Genomic DNA, 21,417 nt, shown 5'->3' with positions numbered 1-21,417 from the left:
TTAGCCTCCTATGGCGCGATCTGTATCACGTCCGACGTGGCCACGCAGCTAGAGTCAGCAATGTCACCATGGCTGCAAACCGGTAAAGTCGATACGATTTGATAGAAGAATGACTTCACCATATTGACCTCCGAATCATTGACCACCAAGGTAGGTAGGCAACGGTGCAATGCCGTCAAGCGAAGCAGCTCTTGTCGAAGCCCTTGCTGGACTGCAATCATCTGGTTGATGTCTTCAACTTCCCCGGAGACAAACCACTCGATTTGCTCGGTGATCTCTGGTGGCAGTAACACCACATGAATTTGATTAGCCGAGTTCATGAGTCGAGACGTGATCTCATATCTTGCCTGAGCGCGAATGCGGTTTAGCCAATTCTTGGGGTCACTTTCTATTCTTGACCAATAAATCAGCGCCTCAAAAAAGCTAATTCGGTCTAAAAAGAACTCAGGAGCTCGAAGCATCTCCTTGAGAACATCGTGAACGCGGTTCAGTCCAATGGCTGAATCGATCTCGCCTTTCATAACTTCGCTTTGTTGCGCTAATCCTTCAATCACATTGCTGGTGAACTGCAGATTGTATTTCTCTATCAGACGCCTTCTTAAGAAGTAAGACACCACTTGGGACAGGTTTTCAGCCAGACTGTCATGCCGGATGAAGAAACCATCGTTCATGATCTCCACGACCTCGCCCGCGGTCTCATGGCGAAATCGATACATACAAATGTCAGCTATATACACTTCGAGATCGTAACCAGACGCCTCATCTACGATCATCGCAGGCGCACCCAGAGCCTGTCCCCACAACGCCTCTTCCAACGATTTCAAACGCTGGTAAATGACACCTTGATGATGGTCTTCACGAACCACAAATTTCAGTGATTCAAACAATCCACTGCCTTTAGCCTCAAAGCTGGTTAGGCCTTCGGGCACCAATTGCTGTCGTCTCAGTACATACGCCAACAAAGCGCAGATCGCCGCTAATGGGAGACAAACATATAACAATTCCACATTCAGCATGCCTAGCATAAATACGACACACGCAATCATCAGAAGACTTTTCCAGAACGCGCCTATTTGTGTCATCAACTGCGAAATAAACGGTTTCGACTCTTCTTCTGCGCCTTTGATCCGGGTCAAATAAACACCGCAAGCCATGGACAACAACAAACTGGGTATTTGCGATACCAACCCGTCACCAATGGTCAACACGGAGAATCGGCTAATACTTTCTGACAGTGATAATTCAAATTGGTTGATGCCCACGTAGATACCACCAAACAAGTTGACCAGACTGATCAAGATCCCGGCAATCGAGTCCCCTTTGACGAACTTCATAGCGCCATCGAGCGATCCAAACAATTTGTTTTCCGTACTGAGGTTTGCTCGCAGTGTTTGCGCCTGTTCTCCAGTGATCAAACCACTTTTCAAATCACCATCTATCGTCATTTGACGCCCTGGCAACGCATCCAGTGAAAAACGCGCGCCAACCTCCGCAACACGTTCGCCGCCTTTGGTAACAACAAGGAATTGGACAATAGTAATGATGACAAAAATTAGTAGCCCCGATACTAAATTACCCCCCATAACAAACTGACCGACAGTTTCGATCACATCACCGACATCTTCATTGGCGATGATGTTCCGTGTTGTCGCTATCGACAACAACAATCGAAACGTTGTTAGCAACAGAACAACGGTGGGAAGAAACGTCACTTTTAACGGTTCGTCGTTCTCTAGCATAATGATCATGAGCAATGCTGAGCTGATAAAACTCAATAGAATAAATGCATCAATCACTTCACCTGGCAGCGTGAATAAAATAATGGTGGGCAATAGCAGCGCCAAGACAACACTACTTGGATTGAACAAGAAAGCTCGGGGCTTTAAGGACTTCATCATAAGGTGTCTAAGCCCTCTCTTAGCTGAGCGATCAATTCAGACGTGTTAATACAAATGACTCGTTCGTCGTCTTCGACCGACAAAATCACGCCAGTATCTGAGAAGTTACTCTCCACCTTCAAGCAACGGCTAGCATCGTCTATTCGTGAGTGCAGGACATCCACCAAATAGCTGATTAACGTTTCGTCCTGACTGACGCTGGCCAATTGCGCCTGAGTCAACTTCACCACGGTACGCTTCAATTCTTCTTTCAACCCCAGAAGCTGTTGTCTCTGCTCAATTAACAGTGCAGACAGTTTGTCCTCCGCTTCAGCGAGCCATTGGTTTTGTTTGGTATTCCAACTCTCCACCGTGTCGCCAAATACCTGTTCTATGTGGGCATTTAATGTCTGCTCTTTCTCCTCGATCAGCCTCAACACCTCTTGTTCCAAGATGCACTGATACTCGTCAACACGCCCCTTCAAGCTGTCTAACAACGTTTGAGCATCCTCGTACAGACGTAATTCAGACTGCTTGATTACATTTGTCCCACGGTCTCGTTTAAAACTAATTTGAGGAATTGCACGCTGTGCTGATTCAATTTCAATATACACGGTTCACCTCATCTCTTGAGCGAGCCGTACTCTAGCCGCCCTCTCCCATTGGGCTCTACGGAAAAAAAAAGACTAAATCTGAAGGGCTAAGATTTAGTCTTACCAATTGTGAAGATATGTTCCTATTCCCCCCCCGTCGTCGACTCAAAAACCAGTTCGGCCGGGTCTGGCTGAGGAAACGGTCTATGCCCAAATAGTTTGAGCGGACGGGCACTCCGAAGTAGTTGATTGTTATTGGCATTTTCACGTATTTTCAGGGTAATCGGTGACATATTATTAAACAGCCCAACCGTTCGGTTACTGTGGAAGCCAGAAATGGCTTGTGCAGACCCAGGACTCAAAATGACCTGCGCTCCTCCCTCACATTGTCCCTTAGTGTCTCGTTTCCATTGGCTTCCGTCACGAACCCAACGGTTGTACTGAAACTCAGCCTTCGTAGCATGACTTTCCGACGCCTGACCTGTCGGTAGAATAGGTCGGCGGATCTCTACGCTGTTTGCCCCCTTATCTGTCCTTTGCTCTGTACTTGTCGAATTTTCGAGGATGGTTCTATTTAGCCCCCCAACGCTATCGGAGATAGCAGAGAGGTAGCCAGAAGTTTTTTCATTGTCAGGTTTTGTCTCGCTGGAATAATCCTCTCTGATACCTTGCGAGTTATTGTTCACAATGGGCGTTGTCTGCGTGATGGAAGCTTTAGTCTCAAGATTGGCCGAGTACTCCTCTGGTTTATTGTCCGTCTCACTAGACATTGCGATGTGAGAAACCGTTGGTTTCGAGCGCATCGAAGGTTCGCGGTCACGTTTTTTTACATCGTCCTTGTCTTGATCACTTAGAGGCTTGAGCGACCATTGCCCGTTATCACCGCACTGCCACGAATGAGTGATCCCCACTTTAATATCAGAATGTTTCGCTTTCTCTTTTGCATAAGAGGTCTGTGACTGAGTCACACTGGCTTCGTTAAATGAAGTGAATCCTTTACCTCGATGATGCACAGGTGACATAGGGGCTGGCAGGCCCGTTACGATAGTCTGGGCGCCATCACTGAAACTAAATTGGTGTGCATTCAGTTCTCCCGACGTCAAAGTCTGTAAGATAGAATCGGTCGTATCTACTGCTTTAGAGACTTGCTCAGGAGTTAGCTTCGAAATGCGCGTGACACGAACTTGTTCACTGTGACAAGAAGTGGAGACATCACGTGATTTAGCTGTTTGTGTCAAATCCTCTTTCGCTGAGGTTGCTTGCGACGGCATCGCCGTCTCACCGGCTTGCATGAAGTAGATATTGCCGTTAATCGTTATGTTGGGCGCTTCATTAATTGTGATGTTCGGTGCATAGACTGGTGCAAAGGTAAAGTTTCCACCTTTGCCATGGGGTGGAAACGGATCTGGTGGGGTATCGTTGTTATGAGGATCCTCTTCTTCCTCATTCTCTGGACCAACCGGCTGATCGGAACTAAGGGGAGTGTGACTGGCAGAAGTGGATTGTTCAGGTTCTGGATTCGCAGTCTCAGACTCAGTCTGGTGAGGGGGAGTCTCCCCAATCAAAAATTCATGGCCTCCATACATAGCCATGCAGATAGCATTTAGGTACGCAGGTGCAAAAACCAACCCTACAGGTCCAGCGAGAACACCAAAGGTTAGAGCCCCGATGGAACAGGCACCGAAGTGTACCTTGGCTTTCGTTTTGTTGCTGTACTGATTCGACGCAGAACGGGTCGATTGGATACGCTCACTATCAGCAGACGTCCCTCTCTGTTCAGTCTCATCCTCGGTCTTATTCAACAGAGACGGCTCTGCCGACACAGAATCGGGATGTACCGTTGACTCTGAACGAAGAGCCTGAGAATGGGATGTCCTCAGCTCAGATGGGGCTGTCTTAAGCGACGTTATGTTACCATTATTCGATAACGGCGATGTCGCACTCGTTGAGCTCGTCGCGGGTGTTGTCACTAGGCTGTTTATACACATGTTAATATCTCATGGACTCGATTAATTGGAGTGTCCAACGTCGCAGATCTTCTTTCTGAAGGTTCGTTCCATCTGCTGCTAAGGTAACAAAGCCGTCGAGCCGGATCAGAAACTGCCCTTTTCCCTGTTCAAAAAGGCTTAATTGTTTCAGAACGAGCTCTATGTCCTCGACATGGACCAATTGGAAAAATGGAATGATGGGCAACAAAAGATGGTCAGGATGATGAGTAAACACCTCATGTTCATTCCGCTCTAGTTTCAATAGAAACCGTTCTATGTTATTGAGTACTGACATTTACTTGGGAAACACAAGCACCAAATCCTGCGCCGTAAGCGCAGTGATTTCTTCAGCGTGCAATGCCGTTTCAAACGGTGCCCAACTGACCGACAACTTTAGCTGGTCGGAAAGTATTTGTTTTTTGGGACTCAAGAAGTCATCTTCAATAAACAGAGTTGGCACACTTAGAGCTCCCTTCACGGTGGTTTCCCCTAAACGAAAAGAAGCGTTAATCAGAGGTTGTGGAGTGGACACGGGGGGCTCTTCATAGCGAATACTACTGATCCCATACTTTGCGCCTTGCTGAGCCAAAAGATAAAACACGTACTCCGGTTCTAGATACTGTACTTCCACCGCCAACAACCGCTGAACGGTTTCAACCGTTATGACACCTTGAACCTCAATGCCTTGATGACTCAGCTGAAACATGACTCTGTTTTTTGTGGGCTGAACATCGGCGTGTACGCCATGAAAGTCAATCTCAATGGCACCGTTGTCAAATACTTGGCCCGCAACACGGTTGATGCTCTCCATCGACGCACGGGACAAGGCCACGTTAGCTTCTATTGTTGCGATCTGAATGTTCATTTTTGTTTACCTATTGCGAGACAGTAGCGCCAACACATCTCTGCTCATTAGAAAGTCTTTGTCGTCGATCCACTCACGGATGCCTGTCGGTGTTTGCGAAACAAACTCATAAAGCATCTGATACGCTTGCTTGGATGCGACGACTTTGAAATCGTCCTTCTGCACTAAGCTGAGAATGAAGGTGATGTTGTGAAATTCATTGTTTAATATTCCGTCGATCAGGATAGCTTGCACCGTTTGTTCCGAGTACGTTCTAAGCAACCCGAACCATTCCACTACTTCTTTTTTGCTCAGCAGTACTTCGGTGTCACCGGTTTGATTCCAGCTCAATCGCTGTGATTTGCTGGCTATCAACGCATAGGGGTCGAATGAGATGTTGCGCAAATGGCAATGGGCAATACGCTGCTTAGTCATTGTTGCCCTCCTGATGGTCATCGTTGCCGCATTGCGGCTTTTTGTTGGCTTGGTCATATCGCCGACACAGTACCAAAAGTGACAACAATCCCTCCAAGTAATGATCGTAGGCAACTAACTGCTGCAGCGTTTCACTACTGGGCTCATTGTCATCGTTTAACTTAGCTAACTGCTTACTGTATTTTCCAAGACTCTTCTTCACCGAAGCCGGATACAAATGTTGACTATGCTGCACCGCCTGCAAGATGAAAACTTGGGCGTCATTGAGCGACTCCGCGTCTGGCAATGACTCAAAAAAACCTTGCCAGTCGCGCAGTGCTCTAAGCTGATAGCTATTGAGCAATTTGACAAACTGTCGCTGGTTTTGTGGCGTCATTACTTTACGTCGAACACGAAAAATGCGCGGATATTTCCGTTGGTGTTTTTCAATGTATTTGACATCGCGGACTCGCTTGAATTTTCGGTCATCCCGTGCTTTCTTAACTGTTGATATATCTGAGACGCGTTCCGCACGTTGGGGGATTGAAATTGAAATATTACGCATTATCTAAAATGAGCGGGCATACCCGCTCATACCTTATTAGCGGTTGGTGGCTAGGCTTGCTTTCGCAATAGAGTCCAAGATCTCATTGAGTTTAGCCGTCTCTTGAGTCAGATTTTGAATGTATTCGGTTAACTGATCGTCAAACTTCGCTTTCATCTCTTTATCGGCCTGCGTCTCTTCCTGATTTCGGATCTGAGCCGCATTTTGCATTTCATTGACATTCCCTACGACGCCTTGCGCCATTTCAGCCCCTTGCGACACCCCTCGGTACTTACCGGTACGTGCATCCTGAAGGCGCGCTGAATAATCATTACGTGTCTTGGCATCGAGCGATTTAACTGTCACACTCTCATCACCAGACATGCTACGAATGTGTTTATCTTGCAGTGTTTTTGGCTGAGCCATACGCACCGTTGCAAACGTCGACACGCCCATCGTGATTAATGACGCCGCGAGGGTAATAGCAAACTTCGTCTGCGCGTCATGGCACTTGTCCGCCGCCAATGCCACTGCCAAGTCGCAAGTCGCGGACGCTTCATAGATTCGGTTTTGCATCACTTGTGAGCGAAGCTCATGCGAAGATTCGATGATTTCGGTCATCAGTGCCAGTAACTCGGCCATGGTGACGCTACTGTGGCTTCCTCCTGTCTGTTCCGTCGCTGTGGATGTTTCGCCAGTCGACTTCGAAGGAGCGCTGAGTTGCGTTAGATGCTCAATGACGGTTGAGAAATCCCCTCTTGCCACAGCCATAGATACCTTGACCAATTCATCCATCTGATGATCAGTCAAAACGAACTGGTCTGCGCCTTTGAACGTTTGGGAGACCACGAGCAATTGGTTTTGCAACTCCTGTGATGGGCCAGCTACTGGAGATGATATGCTGATACCCTGCGCGTCAATCAATGCGGACGGCATATTTACGTTATTTGTAGCCATATAATGATCCTATTAGTTACATATGGATGGAAATCATCTTTGCGTTGAAATCACGGTGGTCAGTGTTCGTTTTGAACATTGATTCAAATGCGTGTGAAATCGCGCGCATCGCTTGATTCAGCATATTGATGATTTGTTGAATCCGAGTTTCCAATTCCTCTTGTTTCGCCTGATTAATCTCGAGATGTTTCATAATGTCTGCCGACTTAATTCCATATCCAGCACTCACAACTGAAGCCGTTGTTGAACCGACTTCTGCCACTTGACTCATTCGAGATGCTCGAAGAGAAGCCTTGTCACTATTAACCATAAAGTCCTTAAGCTTTTCTGCGATATCGTCAAGCATCTTGCTGGCTTTTTGCGTCATTTTACATAGAGGACGCATGGCCTTCATAGACATCACAATGTTCTTCAGTTCGCCTATTTTTGACGCCATCGATGTCACCGAACTCACTGGAGCTTTACTAGCAATATTAGCAGCGGTACTGGCCACTTTAGATGCCATCTTTGAGGTTGCTTGTCCGAGCTTGGTGACAATTTTGCCAGGGTTGAAGCTGAGCACCATACTAGCCAGACCAATCGCTAACTGAAGGCCCATGGTAACCTTAGCACGCGTCTCTTCAGGCACACCTGCCGCCTTCATGATTTCATCCGCAACTTTAGGAACCACAATACTAGCTACCATCGTCACTACCATGACTGCCGCCATCGCAGGATTAAAAGGGGCGACGACGATCGCAGCAATAAACCCCAGAGCCATTGCAAACTTACCCCAGAAACCTTTCTTTTTCTGAGCTTTTTGTTGCTCATTGATGTCGTTTTCGCGCTCCTCAAGCTGACTGATTTGCGATTGTTTTTGCAATTCAATGAGTGACTTTTTGGCTTCCGAGTTTTCCTTTCCCGTGCCAGACACTGCGTTTGCGACTTCTTTCATTTGATCTTCGACCAAGCGCCAAAGTCCACTTAGCGACACTGAGCTTCCCGGAAGGGGTTGCCCAGGTACAACCGTATCTGAAGACGCACTTTGAGTCGCCTGACTAGCGGCCTTCGACGGTTCTTCATCGACAGCATTCACATACGAAGTGGCTGCGATGGTATTCATGAATGTACTCATTGTTTTCTCTTCATATTATTGGCCAGGAATGAGCAGGTACTCGACCTGTCTGTAGACTCTGAGAGAGCGGCATGTCCCCGGCAATGTCATACCTTTTTAACCTAAAAATGCCGTGTGTATCACATCAACTTTTAGATGTTTTGCGCCATTGCCATTTGCTCATCACGGCAGGTTTTCAACCAATATTGAAGCGTTTGCTGAAGCATTTTCACTTGATCGCCAATACGGTTTACTTCTTCAATTTCTTCTTCTGTGAGTTCTCTACCTGGAAAATCATCGAATAATGATTCCAAATAAGAAAAATTAATTCCAGTTCCAGGGAAGTTCCACCACACTTGCCCATCACCATCAACACCATCCTTCCCATGACCTTGCCAGCTTTCGGCACCATCTACATTGCCGTTAATCCATTCAGTCATATTTTGATCGGCAGGTACACCAAGAATTTGTTTTACTTCATCAACAGTTTCTGCCTGAGCTAAAACCTCATAATTTTCTGCACTTAGTTCCCCTTGAGAGGATGCTGTACCTATAATGACAAGCTTCAAAAAGGGACTGATGCGAGTTGACGCTCCTACAGGCTCGTAACCCATATCATCATCACCGTTAAATCCATCAATGAAACCTTCAGGGTTTTTCCAATAGGTTTCAGCAAACTGATCTTGATATTTATAAAAACTATCATGATCAATCTGCTTTGCGACTTGATAAGCTAGACGATCAGGGGGAAGAGTTGACGAGTATTCATAGACATCAGCCATAAATCCTTCTAAATCCCCCGCACTCATTGCATACATAGGACTGTGAGCTCCTGAACCTGCAGATTCTAAGAAGTATCCAGCCTTCTTTTTCCACTTAGCCGGCAGATCACCATGGACCATCATATCCATAATCATTATCTGAACGAGATCTTCATACTCGGAGCCCTCAACACCATCGCTAAAGATTTGTTCTGCCATTTCAGTTAGTAGAGGCCCGATAACGGCTGCTCCTCCTTCTGTCCATGCATTAATTGCTTCTAGCTGCTTGCCATAAGCTTCAATACTAGCTGCAAGTGCAAGTGCAATAGAGTCTTCCGGGTTTGAGCTCATCATTTGCGCTACAATCTGCTTTTGGTGCAGCGAAGCAGCCATCAAGGCTTCCGTCGCCCCTTTTGGAGTAGCAAATTCTGTTTGTAACTCCAATGTGCTTGCAACATTTTCAGATTCATTCGCAAGGTTGTCTATGTTACCTTTTATTGTATCTGTTATTTGACTCTCAGGCTTATGGCTTCGCATACCGTTACCCGAATACGGTAAATTAATATTTATCACTTTTAAAACCTCAGGATAATTAAAATAACTTTGATATAATCAATTAATTACTCATGAATGGATGTTATATATTTCTAGGCATTGCCATTTGCTCATCACGGCAGATTTTTAACCAATACAGAAGCGTTTTAACTTGATCGCCAATACGGTTTACTTCTTCGATTTCCTCTTCGGTCAGCTCCCTTGGTGGGAAATCACCGAATATCTCATTTAAATACTCAGGGGTTATACCTACCGACCCAGAAAAGTCAAACGAACCATCATCCTGTATTCGCCAATGGTCTGGATCCTTTGCAACCAAATATTCGTAGATGTTGTCATATTCATTATTAGTGTCTAATATTTCATCCATAGATTCCAAATTACATTCGAGAATAGCATCCCATTCTTCGGCGGACGCTTCACCATCTACAGCCGCATAGCTAAGAACAACCAAAGTGTTCGATGGCGAGAGATATTCAGCCTCAACGCTCACATCGTCACCCCAGTAATTGGTGCCAATAGCCCATCCCTCACCATTCGTCACATAAGGGTCGTAAGACATACCCTCCTCCAGTTTTTTCTCTCCTCCATTTTGCTCTATTACAGACAAGCATTTATAGGCAAAAGTGCCTTCGGCAGGAATTCCGTTAGCTTTAAAGGAATCGTATATGTACTCGTAAGAATCTGCTAAACCAGGAGGCGGGATATCCGATTTCTTGTGACTGCCACTACCTGTAAACTCGAGAATACGCCCTGCATGCATCATAAATTCGTCATCTTGCATAAGCAGTTCCATTCCAGGATAATCGTCTGGGTTACACATCATGGATAACAGGGCTAACTGAAACAAATCCTCCAGCTCACAATTCGAAAAACCATCTTCCCCTCTAACAATCAGGTTCTCAAACATTTCATCGAGGCAAGCATTGATAACCGCACTTCCACCTTGAGTTCATGCATTGATGTTTTCTAACTGCTGCCCATACGCTTCAATACTGGCCGCCAATGAAAGAGCGATAGCATCTTCAGGGTTTGAGCTCACCATTTGTACAACTATTTGCTTTTGGTATACCGAAGCAGCCATCAGGGCTTCAGTCACTTCTTTTGTTGTAGTCAAGGAAGCTGGTGTATCCAATGTCGCCACATTTTTTTCTACCTGCGTTATCCACTGTTCGATTTTACTGAACTCACTCTCTAAAGCTTGTCTTTTAGAAGCGGTATGCTCACTAATAAGTTCGCGATTATTATTTGAATAAAACAATATTTCCGCCATAATTTTAAACCTTAATTCATATAGAGATTAAATCTATATAAAATACAATTCTTTTATATTGAAGCTTTGAAACAGACTAGAAATTTTAAAGCAACGTAAACGTTCAAGCGTTAAAATCGATTAACAACCTTTATTTGTGCTATTTGAAAGTGCATTGACAAATTAAGGTTGTATATTAGTTCCTTTTCATTATAAATATGGACTAAGTTGTTGCTTGAGGTAGCTGTACCGCTGACCATAATACTCGTTAAGGCTATCCAGCCGAACGATCAGCAACATCGATGCAGCTTCCAACTTTTGATCTAACTTGTAATGACACAGTGCGATATTTAGAATCGTCTCATCCAGATGATTACTGGGAAACGTTTTGAGTATATTCAACATATCCAGCGCTTTTTGAAACTGTTTCTTTTCTAGGTAAATCGCGGCTAAGCACCCAACACCACGATGATCATAAGGGTTTAGCGCACTATAGGCAGCGAATACGATTTCTGCTTCCTTAAACTGAAATTGGTTGTAAAAGTCCACACCTATGTCAAAGATCTCTTTGAGTTTGGGGAGCGACACTTTGCTCGACCGACGTATTGCTGCGATATCCTGCTCTATCATGCCCCTCTCAAGCAACGTGTAAAACTCTTCGCCTGGTTCGCCCAAGTGGATTGATTTTGACTTCATAGTTAAATCCTGATCATGCTTTTTGTGATTCTTTGGTTCACATATCTCTATTTGAAACGCGTGACACCAAATTGCGGATTCGCCAGGGGCTTTTGACTGATAAAGAATCTCTGGGAAGTACCATATCCAGCCGAAGCGCCCATATGGCAGCCTGACGCGGCTCCTGCTGTTTAATGACCAACAAGCCTAACTCAATCCGGTTCAGTGACTTACACGAGGATTCGAATCCCACCGTGTCAGACCATAGAGACAACTCCTGACCCAACGCTCGACGTAAAGAACACATCTTGGACACGCACGTTCCCCGTTTGGCGGCTTGATACTCGACGATCATTCCGAGTGTTTCTGCGATTGAATGTATCTCTCGCAGCTTACTCGCGAACCATTCGCTTACTTCCTCATCTGTCAGCTTGGTGATCAACAAAAACACCTCTTGAGAAACCTGCTTGCTTGATAAACAACGATGCAGTAACACTTGATGCCGACGTTTAGTCTTGTCCATCTTTATCACTTCTTTCACTGCCTCTTTCCACAAAATAGCTCACGGTGAGTTTATCCCTCTCGTCAACCACTCCTTTTAAAAAGCGCTCAATGTTGTGTTTGTTGGTGGACCTGATTTCTTTGAGACTCATTACCAGCACGGAGATACGCTTATTTTTATCACCGGTGACTACTACGTTGGCCCTCATTATCCCTGGAATCACACTGAGCTTGTTGTAAATTTCGCGACTCTCTAGCAAATTACCTTTGACCATTTCTAACTTACTCAAGCTCGCAAATTTGGACTCCAGCAGTTCATTCAAGTCCTCTTTCTGAAAATAAGCGTTAAACTGTGTCAATATTTCACGCGCTTTAGCTTCCATATTATCGTCGACGCTAACAAGATAACTGTCCTTCTCCGAGCTCAACACCGCTTTTACTTTGTAATGCGCAAGCAAAACAATGACTTTATTAGCCATATCAGAAGATTCAAACTTCCCGATTTGTGTTCTACCTTGTTCGCTACAACCAGCTAGCAAGACAATTAATATGCAGACCCACTTTCTCATCACTGTGCCTTCATCACTTCATTGATAGCATTAGCCGACTTGGAAGTAACTTTAGTCACTATTTCTTGGAACATGGTGTAATGAAACATTGATTGCTGTAAGGCCAATGTATCCACAGTGGTAATAGTTTGATTACTATTAATACGCTCCATCTGATCGAGGATTTCTTGAAACCCTTCACCTACATTATTGAACGTATCTTCCATAACTGATGGTGGAATTTGTTCAATGCCAAAACTCTGCATCGGAATACCCTTTTAATACCTTGTGAATAACTGGGCTTTGAAAGCTAAGTTAGTTACAGCCAAAAATCTAATGTTTAAAGTTGAAGATTTTTGAATTTCAGAATTAAGGAACAAATTATGTCAATGCTCCATACCTGAATTATTGTGATATTCGGTTGTTAGAATCACTATCGAATAATCAGTTAATTAGAAAAGGCTTCCCTAAATGATACCCTTGGAAAAGGTCAGCCCCAGCTAACAAACATGACTCTAATTCAGCTTGAGATTCGATACCTTCGACTACCACTTTTACGTCATAGCAACGTAAGCTTTTAACTAACCCTTGGAGCGTTAGAATAGCTTGTTTCGAAGCATATATTTTGCGAAACAAAAGCATATCGAGTTTGAGATAGTTGACCTGTTCTAATGCGAGTAAATCAAAGTTAAAATGACCTGAACCAAAATCATCCAAAGCAACTTGGATACCACTTGCCGACAAAGCTTCTAAAGCCTTGGTAGTGTTTTTGTCGACAAAGATTGGAGACTGCTCAACCAACTCTATAACATCGCCATTTCGTAAGGTTTGGCATAGCTCTTCGACAAAACATAGGTCTTCCAATTGACAACCAAACAGATTTAGACTGATGGGCTTCTCTATCTTTTGAGTTACCAGCTTAGCCAGTATGAGTGTATGCCGATTCTTCTCTCGTCTACTCATAGAAGAGAGTATTGAAGGTGGAGGCAAAGGGCTTCCTAAAGAGTCAGAAAAATAACTGAGCACTTCATAACACACGATCTCTCCATTGGAATTACTTACAGGTTGTAGTCTTGCCTTAACGCCTGAATTTAGCACTATTTGATTTGAGTTAAGAGCTAGGGGAATATCACCGGCCGCTGATAACATATTGTGGTTCCTCTTCGGTTTACCAAAACATTAACGGCAGCATGGCTAAGCTTAAAGTGAATAAATGCGGTATATTATGAATGACAATTCGCATGGTATAGAAAATAAAAGCAAATAGTTGTATTTTTCGCTACGCCTCCCCATCAAAAACTATCCATTTTTTTCAGTTTTTTACCATAGAAAATTCGTATTCCACTCAAAAAACTCGATAACCTTTAAACATGAACTAATCCAAATCAGATGGAATACCATCTGATAGTTTAATATTCCCTCAATAAGTCATGCTTAACGGCTACGTTCTTACCACCTCTGGAGCCCTCCAATTCAAAGAAACGAAAACTGCCCATAGAGTGACACACTTTGTCAAAAATCACTCAAGTACACCAGCATCGCTATCAACGAAGGGTAGTAATTTGCTAGGTGAGCACCGCAAATATTCATCACATTGAGTTATCTCTAATATCACTCTCTTTTTAATACCATTTCTCGCTTCAAAGTTATCGAACCGTGCGTTAGTTCTCAGAGTAGGAGTTCTTTTCTAATTGACAGTAAAGGAAAGAGTGCTGGCCCGAAACTCGTTGTTCATCAGGTTGATAAAGCCCCTCACATAAGAACAGATTTGATTCGGATAGCCTCTACTGAGGAGCCTTAAGAAGGTACCAACATCAAAAAGAACTTAAGAAAATCTCACGAAAATGGACAACGCAACTCCTTAATGAAAACATTAAAACGAAAGGCTTAAATGAAAAAGAATAGATATCAGCTCGACAAAGACAAAATACTAATCAAAGAACGCCGATATATAATGCAACACAATTAACTGATAGAATTCATGTAAGCGCGTCATAAACCCCGCATTCTAATCGCCTAGCGCGAAGAATAAGATCAAGTCTCCAACCATCAGGAGATTTGAAATGGGAAAACGACACACTAATCAAGAATGGCAAACGCTCATCGAGCAGTCTGAATCGAGTTCATTGTCAACGCTTGCATTTTGTAAGCTTAATGAACTCAATCCCTCGACATTCTATGCTAAGCGCCAGCAACTCAAAAAAGCGGATGTCTCTCAAGGCTTTGTACGAGCAGAGGTCGTCGAAAAGACAACGAAATATCAAGCTCAAATAGCCACCGCGAACATGACACTTCTCATCAATAATGTGGAGCTGAGCATTCCGCAAGGCACGCCCGCTGCCTATCTGGCAGAACTCATTGGAGCGTTGTCATGAAAGCTATGCTCAATCCTACAGAGATTTATCTGTATCGTGAAAGCGTCGATTTTAGAAAGTCCATCAACGGCCTGGCTGCGATTATCGAAAGTGACACCGATTTACCTTTAGGAAGTGGCGCACTGTTCCTGTTCACCAACAAACAGCGCGACAAAATCAAAGTATTATACTGGGATAAAACAGGCTTTGCTCTATGGTATAAGCGCCTCGAAAAAGCCAAGTTCAAGTGGCCTACAAAAGAGAAAAATGAGGTGTTTACCCTGACTCAATTTGAACTTGATAGACTGCTTTCAGGCTTCACAATTATCGGCCACAAACCCGTTCAAATAAACGATTTTACAATGACTTAAGCGATAATAAAGGCTTATGTACCAAGCGTTAACGGTATGATTTTAGTATAATAAATGCCATGAAAAAGACGCCAAATATCAACCCAGACAGTCAAGATGTTGCCGAGCTACAAGCGATGGTGAAAGCGCTAATGGCGTCAGAAAGCCGATTGAAACAAGAGCGCCAGTCGCTACTCGAACAGCTCAAACTGGCCTTCGACCGTCAGTTCGCGAAACGCTCGGAGGCGTTGAAGCCTTACGATGAATCTCAAGGTGACCTCTTCAACGAAGTGGAATGTGAAGCTGCTAAGGAAGAAGAGGTTGAGGTCACGACGACCACCACAACGAAAAAGCGCGGTAAACGTAAGCCACTTCCAAAGACGTTGCCTCGTGAGGTTATCGAACTCGATTTAGATGACAACGAAAAGCAATGTGCGTGCTGTAAACATAGTCTGCATAAAATCGGTGAAGACCGCAGTGAGAAACTTGAGTTCTCACCAGCCGTGCTCAAAGTGCTGGAATATGTTCGTCCTAAATATGCTTGTCGTCAGTGCGAGCAAGCTGAAGACAATAGCCGTATCGTTCAAAAGCCAGCGCCCCAGAGCATTATCCCTAAAAGCTTTGCCACAGAAAGTTTGCTGGCCAACATCATCCTTGGCAAATACCAATACGCAATGCCACTGTACCGCCAAGAGTCGTTGTTTACCCAGTCGGGTATCGAGCTATCACGAACCACGATGGCAAGGTGGGTTATCCAAGTCAGTGAGAAGTTCGCACCGCTTTATGCGGCCTTGAAAACGCACCTACTTGAGCAAGTGGTGGTTCAGGCGGATGAAACGCCGCTCAATGTCCTCAAAGAAGATAAGCAGTGTTATATGTGGCTCTACTGCTCGGGCGCAGACTCGCCCGACGCTGCACTTCCTAACGTGAAAAATATCGCCTTGTACGACTATCAAAACAGTCGTGCGAGGGCATGCCCTGTTGCCTTCTTGGGGAATTACAGTGGTTATCTGCAAACCGATGGCTATGGTGCCTATGATGGTCTTCATCAAGTCACCAATGTTGGCTGCTTGGCGCATGCACGACGTAAGTTCATGGATGCTAAGAAGCTTCAAGGTAAAGGTAAGTCAGGCAAAGCAGATAAAGCGCTGGCTAAAATCCAGAAGCTCTATGGGATAGAATCCCGCTTAAAAGGAGCGTCTGTCGAGACACGAAAAGTAGAACGTCAACAGCATGCCAAGCCGATATTGGATGAGTTGTATGAGTGGATGACCACTCAACAAGTGCTAGCGTCTAGCCCGCTGGGCAAGGCGATAAAATACACGCTTGGCCAATGGCCGAAACTTATCCGCTATATCGATGACGGTCATTTATCTATCGATAATAATCGCGCTGAACGCGCAATTAAACCGCTGGTCATTGGCAGAAAAAATTGGCTTTTCTCAAATACGCCAAATGGTGCTGACGCGAGTGCGATGCTTTACAGCATCGTCGAGACTGCGAAAGCCAACGGCCTTATCCTCTACGACTACATGATCAAGTGTATGAAAGAGTTAGCGAAAGCTGAGCCTGATATCGATGCACTCCTGCCTTGGAACTTCAAACACTAACAATATCGCCCTATGGGTTCATGGGGCGGATACGAATTCATACACTAACAACATTGATTCAAGAGCACAAACGGCCTACAATAAGCTGAAAAAACGCGGAATTAACTGAAGAATGAGTGGCTTTGATAAATTTTTACAAAACAAAATATTAATAACTACTCCCAAGAAAGAGTTATTGATTAAGCTTCAATTGGAGCATGAAGAGTTTTATGGTTTGGATTCCGTCAAGCTAGCTAATTGGGTTAAAGGTCGCTCCACTCCAACTCTTTACAAGCAATTATTAATCGCTCAAACATGTCAATGCCTCCCTGCTTATTTAGACAATTTCATAGAAGCTAAAGTCAGTAGTTCCGATGAACGTACTTTTATGCGGTTCATAAACCGGATTGACTCCCCCTATCATCAGATTTTAGCTTCCGATAATGAAACTTACCTATTCCATCAAAAAGGCAAGTACGATGAACTTTACCCATATGTAAAACCCTTTTCAGATAAGATAGTTAATTTAAAGAAAATTGCCGAACAAATTCGTCACAGAGACATCTATGCTGAACTCTTAGCAATTGGAACGAAAGACAATAAGAGAAGCGAATCCTTCATTTGGATGCTACATGGATTTGACGCATATTTGGATTGTATGGCCCATCCAGGAGACAAGAATGAGTATTCTCCGCAAAACTGTTTAGCAGTGACGTTGGCATACCACCGCTCATCTGAGCATTTTTTCTTGCTATGTGGAATATTTGCGAATTTAGTGCTTGAACGCTACTCATACAAAAAAAAATTGGTCATGAGCTTTCGCGGTCTTGAAGGGCTTATGCTATCGGAAGCACTAGGGGGCCAACTAATTAAGTCTATTCCAGATTCAAAGTACGGTAATTGGTATATTCAAGAGTTTGATCTTATCAGGCTGTTTTCTAACCCATTATTGCTAAACATTGCCAAGGACTACTTCCACATTTATCACAATAACTTTAATCGCTTAATCCGTTCCCCCATAAAGACAAGCAATCTATTGTAGTTAATAGCTAGAAAATGGGCTGTGCTCCACTAAATGACTCCGGTCATAAATCAAACTGATACGCTTGTCACAACTTGAAAAAGCCAGACTTCATCCTTGTAGTTTTTTTCCTTTTTTTGTGAGTATTCCGCCACCATAACCTGCGGCAGCGGAATTTTTAAATAGCAAAGGGAGAACCTCGTAGGTCATTGAAAACATCATAGCAGGACGATACGATATACCCACAAATCATTTCCAGCGTAATGGTTCGAAAAGCATCAGCTTACCCGATGTGGAAAGGTCGAGCGACCATACTACCTTTGGCAACCTGATGATGCATTCGCCGATACTTCTTCCTCCAAGAATGACTCTAGTCAATCAGTATATAAACTTATGTTAGTTCAGACATCGCCTTAGTGGCGCTTTCAGCTTGCTCTGGAGTTTCAAACTCAACTAATCCTTCAGGAAAAGTAAAGTGAGAGTCAATGGCTTGCCATATGTCATTATTGATTTGTTGAGCCTTATCCCAAACCATCATTGACTTTGAGATAATATCCGTTTGGGGTCGATTAAGTGTCACAGATACCTGCTGCCTTACTTTATTTGGCCCAGTTATTTCAATCGTTGCTTTATTGGGTCGAGCAAAATATCTTGTTCCTGAAAAGTCATTTCCTTTGATGGAATCGTATTCTTCTTTGATGTCTCCGATAAGATCACTAATAAATTTACTGCCTTGATGTGATGCAATCAAAGCATTGGCAAAGTACGGAGTCACACTTCCAGCCTCTCCTTTTTTATTAGCCATCATACCAACAAGAACAAGATCTGGGTGGCTCTTGAGCTTGTCAAAAGCTAACGTTTGCTTGCACTCTAGATCAACATCAGTATAGATACCACCATGTTGATGCAATATCTCATAACGAGCAATATCTGATGCAGCAGGATAAGCCCCTCCACGACCAATCATTTCATGTTGATAAGCGTCTTCATTTTCAAGCTTGATGTCTTCGGAATTCGATAAGTCTCTTACATATATGTTGCAAAGGTCTGAGCTTTCGAGACCACTACGTACCTCTTCTAAGCGTTTAACATCTCTATTTAACCCTCCTTTGTACTGATCCCATGCTTGAACAGTATGGTTTAACATTTTAGCGTCAGCCTCTAGGAACTTCTCTTTGTTTTTTTCTAGTAATTTGTTTAGTCGAAAGATTATCTCCTTATGATTTGATTTCGTTACTAGCTCATACCGCCCTAAGACTTGTCCCCGGAAAGCTTTACATTCTCCCTTTAGTGCCTTGTTTAGCTCAGATATAGAGAGCGTAAGTGCTTCATCATTATTTTGAGACACAATCAATTGCTGTGAAAGATTTCTAAGTTGCAACTCTGTACCTAATGGTGCAATGCTACTTCGAGCTGCAGTATTCGCACTCTTATTTTTTTGATAGGTATCAAAGTGGCGCGAATCGACCCAAAGGTTAATCGCGGCCTGAGGGTTTTTCTTAGCCCAATCTCTCACATACTTAATTTGTTTTTCTTGAGGTAGGGATGCTACCCAAATCATATGGATTTGTTTAGGAATAGGTTTGAATTCACTTTCTGGATAACAGAGTTTTGTCGCCTCTACTAAGTTAAGTGGTTGATGATTTAGCTTTGAAAAGTCAGGGATTCTATTGCTACACGCTGCAGCACCCTGTGTTATTTTATTAGCAGAGAGTCGACTTAATGAGCTCGAGTTATCCGAATTGAGTGCTTGTGTTGTGTTTAGCGAAAAAGCATCTGTTCTCATACTATATCCTGAATAGTTGATTGATGTTATATCGAAGGAGGTTTTCCCTTTGTTAGTATTCAGTCTTATTCAACAACATTATTTCCTTCAAATGAAAGTTTGACACTTTTTGTCCATAAATGTAGTAAAAAGCTCGTCGAACATTGTTGAGGATTTTGTATGGCATAGCGATTACATTTTATCTACTCAAAAAGCATTTCATCACAATTTATCAGAGCTTCCGCCCCTACACTTTCTTGTTTATCAACTTAAAAATATTGATTGAATTTATTTTTAAATAAAAACCTAGATAGAGAATTTATTATTTACTTCAAGCGACTTAGTAAGAAATTAGGTGATTAATCTAAAAAACTATCCACCGGCATAGCCGGTGGTTTTTCATATGCGCCTATAAAGCTCTCTTACTAGCAGCGCCCTAGCAGGCACGTAGTGATCTGACATTTGCATATGACTATTTCCTGCGGCCCGTAAACGGGCTACCTGATTAAGGGCTCGACCATTACTCTCCCATTTTATCCTGCTACAGTTGGTGCTTTATGTAAGCTTGTATCTTGCCGATGTTTTTTCCTACCGTATCGACATAATACCCTCGACACTAAAATTCTCGATTCCTGTACTTAAACTTCAAATCTCTAAATAGCTCGTAGAGCATCAGGCTACTTTTTCCTTTCAAATACCTCATAAACGAGGAAACACTCATACTAGGTGGGATCTCTAAAAGCATATAACTATGATCTGCGCAGCATTCCGCTTCAACAATATTCACATTTTTCCATTCACATAGTTTTCTAAGTATCTCGCCTACTGCCCGTAGTTTCTCACCATAGAGCACCAGCCTTCGGTGCTTAGGAGCAAAAACCACATGATATTTATAGTTTCATCACGTATGCGCTAAGCTCTTTTCTTCTCCCATTGAGACCCCTTTCAATTCTTAATTAACTCTCGCAATTGCCAGACCACAAGACGTTTTTATCAAAATTGAAAGGGGTTATATAACTGACTTATAGCTGTAAGCTTTACCGCCCCAGTCTAGCCGGGGAACTCTATACAAAAAACGCTAAAATAAGTGTAACTTAAATGCAATTAGCTCTGCCGTCACTGTAATAATCGAAGTTGAAAACGCTATCAATGTCATCTGAAAAAAATTTGTGGACCAAAAAGAAAATGTATGATGTTCGCTGTTAGCACTTCTCAACTTTTGAGCAGAAGAGTTCTCCATTAGAGAATTGTTTTTTTTGAATTCTGATTCGTTAGTTTGATCATTGGCCTCTTTGAGATCATTTTCCATTACTAACACATAACCCTGCTTTGAAAAAGTCTTTAACTCACAACTAATTTTTGAATATTTAGACAACGCTTTTCTAATATTAGAAATAGCTTTAGTAAGTGAAGTTTCGGCAACTAGTACATCCCCCCATACCCTTTCGTTAATAAAAGATTTAGACAAAACTACATTAGGAAACTCTAACAACAACAAAAGTATATCAGCCTCCCGCCCCCCTAACCTAGTCACGTCAGAGTCTATCTGTATTTCACGCCTTTGATAACAAAATTTAACATTTTCCCCAAGAGTATAATATATTTTCACAATGTAACCCCATTGATAAGCATTTATTATGAGAAAGATAAGTTAGCCGTGATAATAGAAAAACTTGTTGTAGGAAATATTATTTTACTAACGCTATTGACAATTACACCCCCTTGTAGTGGCATAG

At 43.3% G+C, this 21,417-nt stretch carries 22 protein-coding genes and 1 pseudogene; 4 read left to right on the top strand and 19 right to left on the bottom strand.

The features are described 5' to 3' along the window. Positions 1–8: 8 nt before the first annotated feature. The 16 genes from KIO97_RS23580 to KIO97_RS23505 all read right to left on the bottom strand — a co-directional run bounded on the left by KIO97_RS23580 (position 9) and on the right by KIO97_RS23505 (position 13,751). Positions 9–1,898 (bottom strand): FHIPEP family type III secretion protein, encoded by a 1,890-nt coding sequence (locus KIO97_RS23580; RefSeq protein ID WP_050913584.1) that lies wholly within the window; start codon positions 1,896–1,898, stop codon positions 9–11. Further along, a complete protein-coding gene (locus tag KIO97_RS23575) occupies positions 1,895–2,491 on the bottom strand; it encodes a hypothetical protein (protein WP_047478737.1) in 597 nt (198 codons plus the stop codon). The genes KIO97_RS23580 and KIO97_RS23575 overlap by 4 nt, the downstream gene beginning before the upstream one ends. A gap of 122 nt (positions 2,492–2,613) precedes the next feature. Then, positions 2,614–4,272, bottom strand: a complete 1,659-nt coding sequence (locus KIO97_RS23570) for a hypothetical protein (protein WP_285384089.1) — start codon at positions 4,270–4,272, stop codon at positions 2,614–2,616. Positions 4,273–4,753: 481 nt separating this feature from the next. Then, the gene (locus KIO97_RS23565; RefSeq protein ID WP_285384088.1) at positions 4,754–5,323 is read right to left on the bottom strand and encodes a hypothetical protein; all 570 of its coding nucleotides are present in this window, start codon (positions 5,321–5,323) and stop codon (positions 4,754–4,756) included. 6 nt (positions 5,324–5,329) lie between these two features. Then, on the bottom strand, positions 5,330–5,737 hold the full coding sequence (locus tag KIO97_RS23560) for a hypothetical protein (RefSeq protein ID WP_285384087.1): 408 nt from the start codon (positions 5,735–5,737) through the stop codon (positions 5,330–5,332). Continuing rightward, entirely contained in the window at positions 5,730–6,281 is a 552-nt protein-coding gene (locus tag KIO97_RS23555) for a hypothetical protein (protein ID WP_285384086.1), read from the bottom strand. Before KIO97_RS23555 ends, KIO97_RS23560 begins: the two co-directional genes overlap by 8 nt. A gap of 36 nt (positions 6,282–6,317) precedes the next feature. After that, on the bottom strand, positions 6,318–7,217 hold the full coding sequence (locus KIO97_RS23550) for a type III secretion system protein (RefSeq protein WP_285384085.1): 900 nt from the start codon (positions 7,215–7,217) through the stop codon (positions 6,318–6,320). Between the two features lie 16 nt (positions 7,218–7,233). Continuing rightward, complete coding sequence (sctE, locus tag KIO97_RS23545; RefSeq protein WP_285384084.1) at positions 7,234–8,331, bottom strand: type III secretion system translocon subunit SctE; 1,098 nt, start codon at positions 8,329–8,331, stop codon at positions 7,234–7,236. Between the two features lie 131 nt (positions 8,332–8,462). After that, the gene (locus KIO97_RS23540; RefSeq protein WP_285384083.1) at positions 8,463–9,608 is read right to left on the bottom strand and encodes a hypothetical protein; all 1,146 of its coding nucleotides are present in this window, start codon (positions 9,606–9,608) and stop codon (positions 8,463–8,465) included. Positions 9,609–9,708: 100 nt separating this feature from the next. Next, the gene (locus KIO97_RS23535) at positions 9,709–10,410 is read right to left on the bottom strand and encodes a hypothetical protein (protein WP_285384082.1); all 702 of its coding nucleotides are present in this window, start codon (positions 10,408–10,410) and stop codon (positions 9,709–9,711) included. 168 nt (positions 10,411–10,578) lie between these two features. After that, positions 10,579–10,899 carry a hypothetical protein gene (locus KIO97_RS23530; RefSeq protein WP_285384081.1) on the bottom strand — a complete coding sequence of 107 codons (321 nt, stop codon included), beginning with the start codon at positions 10,897–10,899 and terminating at the stop codon, positions 10,579–10,581. A 189-nt stretch (positions 10,900–11,088) separates the two neighbouring features. Further along, positions 11,089–11,574: a hypothetical protein gene (locus KIO97_RS23525; protein WP_047478725.1), complete on the bottom strand. Its 486-nt coding sequence runs from the start codon at positions 11,572–11,574 to the stop codon at positions 11,089–11,091. A 37-nt stretch (positions 11,575–11,611) separates the two neighbouring features. Beyond that, positions 11,612–12,076: a hypothetical protein gene (locus KIO97_RS23520; protein WP_285384080.1), complete on the bottom strand. Its 465-nt coding sequence runs from the start codon at positions 12,074–12,076 to the stop codon at positions 11,612–11,614. Continuing rightward, entirely contained in the window at positions 12,063–12,623 is a 561-nt protein-coding gene (locus KIO97_RS23515) for a type III secretion protein (RefSeq protein WP_285384079.1), read from the bottom strand. The genes KIO97_RS23520 and KIO97_RS23515 overlap by 14 nt, the downstream gene beginning before the upstream one ends. Beyond that, on the bottom strand, positions 12,623–12,868 hold the full coding sequence (locus KIO97_RS23510; RefSeq protein WP_024703566.1) for a hypothetical protein: 246 nt from the start codon (positions 12,866–12,868) through the stop codon (positions 12,623–12,625). Before KIO97_RS23510 ends, KIO97_RS23515 begins: the two co-directional genes overlap by 1 nt. A gap of 178 nt (positions 12,869–13,046) precedes the next feature. Continuing rightward, positions 13,047–13,751: an EAL domain-containing protein gene (locus KIO97_RS23505; RefSeq protein ID WP_285384078.1), complete on the bottom strand. Its 705-nt coding sequence runs from the start codon at positions 13,749–13,751 to the stop codon at positions 13,047–13,049. Positions 13,752–14,665: 914 nt separating this feature from the next. Here KIO97_RS23505 and KIO97_RS23500 point away from each other — a divergent pair. The 4 genes from KIO97_RS23500 (at position 14,666) to KIO97_RS23485 (ending at position 17,937) form a co-directional block, all read left to right on the top strand. Further along, positions 14,666–14,977 carry an IS66 family insertion sequence element accessory protein TnpB gene (locus tag KIO97_RS23500; protein ID WP_285384077.1) on the top strand — a complete coding sequence of 104 codons (312 nt, stop codon included), beginning with the start codon at positions 14,666–14,668 and terminating at the stop codon, positions 14,975–14,977. Beyond that, positions 14,974–15,327, top strand: a complete 354-nt coding sequence (gene tnpB / locus KIO97_RS23495) for an IS66 family insertion sequence element accessory protein TnpB (RefSeq protein WP_285384076.1) — start codon at positions 14,974–14,976, stop codon at positions 15,325–15,327. The genes KIO97_RS23500 and tnpB overlap by 4 nt, the downstream gene beginning before the upstream one ends. Positions 15,328–15,386: 59 nt before the next feature. Next, complete coding sequence (locus KIO97_RS23490; protein ID WP_285384075.1) at positions 15,387–16,916, top strand: IS66 family transposase; 1,530 nt, start codon at positions 15,387–15,389, stop codon at positions 16,914–16,916. A 112-nt stretch (positions 16,917–17,028) separates the two neighbouring features. Next, the gene (locus tag KIO97_RS23485) at positions 17,029–17,937 is read left to right on the top strand and encodes a hypothetical protein (protein ID WP_285384074.1); all 909 of its coding nucleotides are present in this window, start codon (positions 17,029–17,031) and stop codon (positions 17,935–17,937) included. A 370-nt stretch (positions 17,938–18,307) separates the two neighbouring features. On the opposite strand, the gene KIO97_RS23480 is transcribed toward KIO97_RS23485, so the two are convergent. The 3 genes and pseudogenes from KIO97_RS23480 to KIO97_RS23470 form a co-directional block, all read right to left on the bottom strand. Continuing rightward, complete coding sequence (locus KIO97_RS23480; protein WP_285384073.1) at positions 18,308–19,702, bottom strand: TcdA/TcdB catalytic glycosyltransferase domain-containing protein; 1,395 nt, start codon at positions 19,700–19,702, stop codon at positions 18,308–18,310. Positions 19,703–20,201: 499 nt separating this feature from the next. Continuing rightward, a pseudogene (tnpA, locus tag KIO97_RS23475) lies at positions 20,202–20,615 on the bottom strand (IS200/IS605 family transposase). Positions 20,616–20,759: 144 nt separating this feature from the next. Beyond that, entirely contained in the window at positions 20,760–21,290 is a 531-nt protein-coding gene (locus KIO97_RS23470; protein ID WP_050913596.1) for a winged helix-turn-helix domain-containing protein, read from the bottom strand. Positions 21,291–21,417 lie beyond the last annotated feature (127 nt).

Origin of the sequence: Vibrio sp. B181a (assembly GCF_030248375.1) — a bacterium.
Taxonomy (GTDB): domain Bacteria; phylum Pseudomonadota; class Gammaproteobacteria; order Enterobacterales; family Vibrionaceae; genus Vibrio; species Vibrio campbellii.
This window is presented reverse-complemented; position numbering and strand designations above follow the sequence as displayed.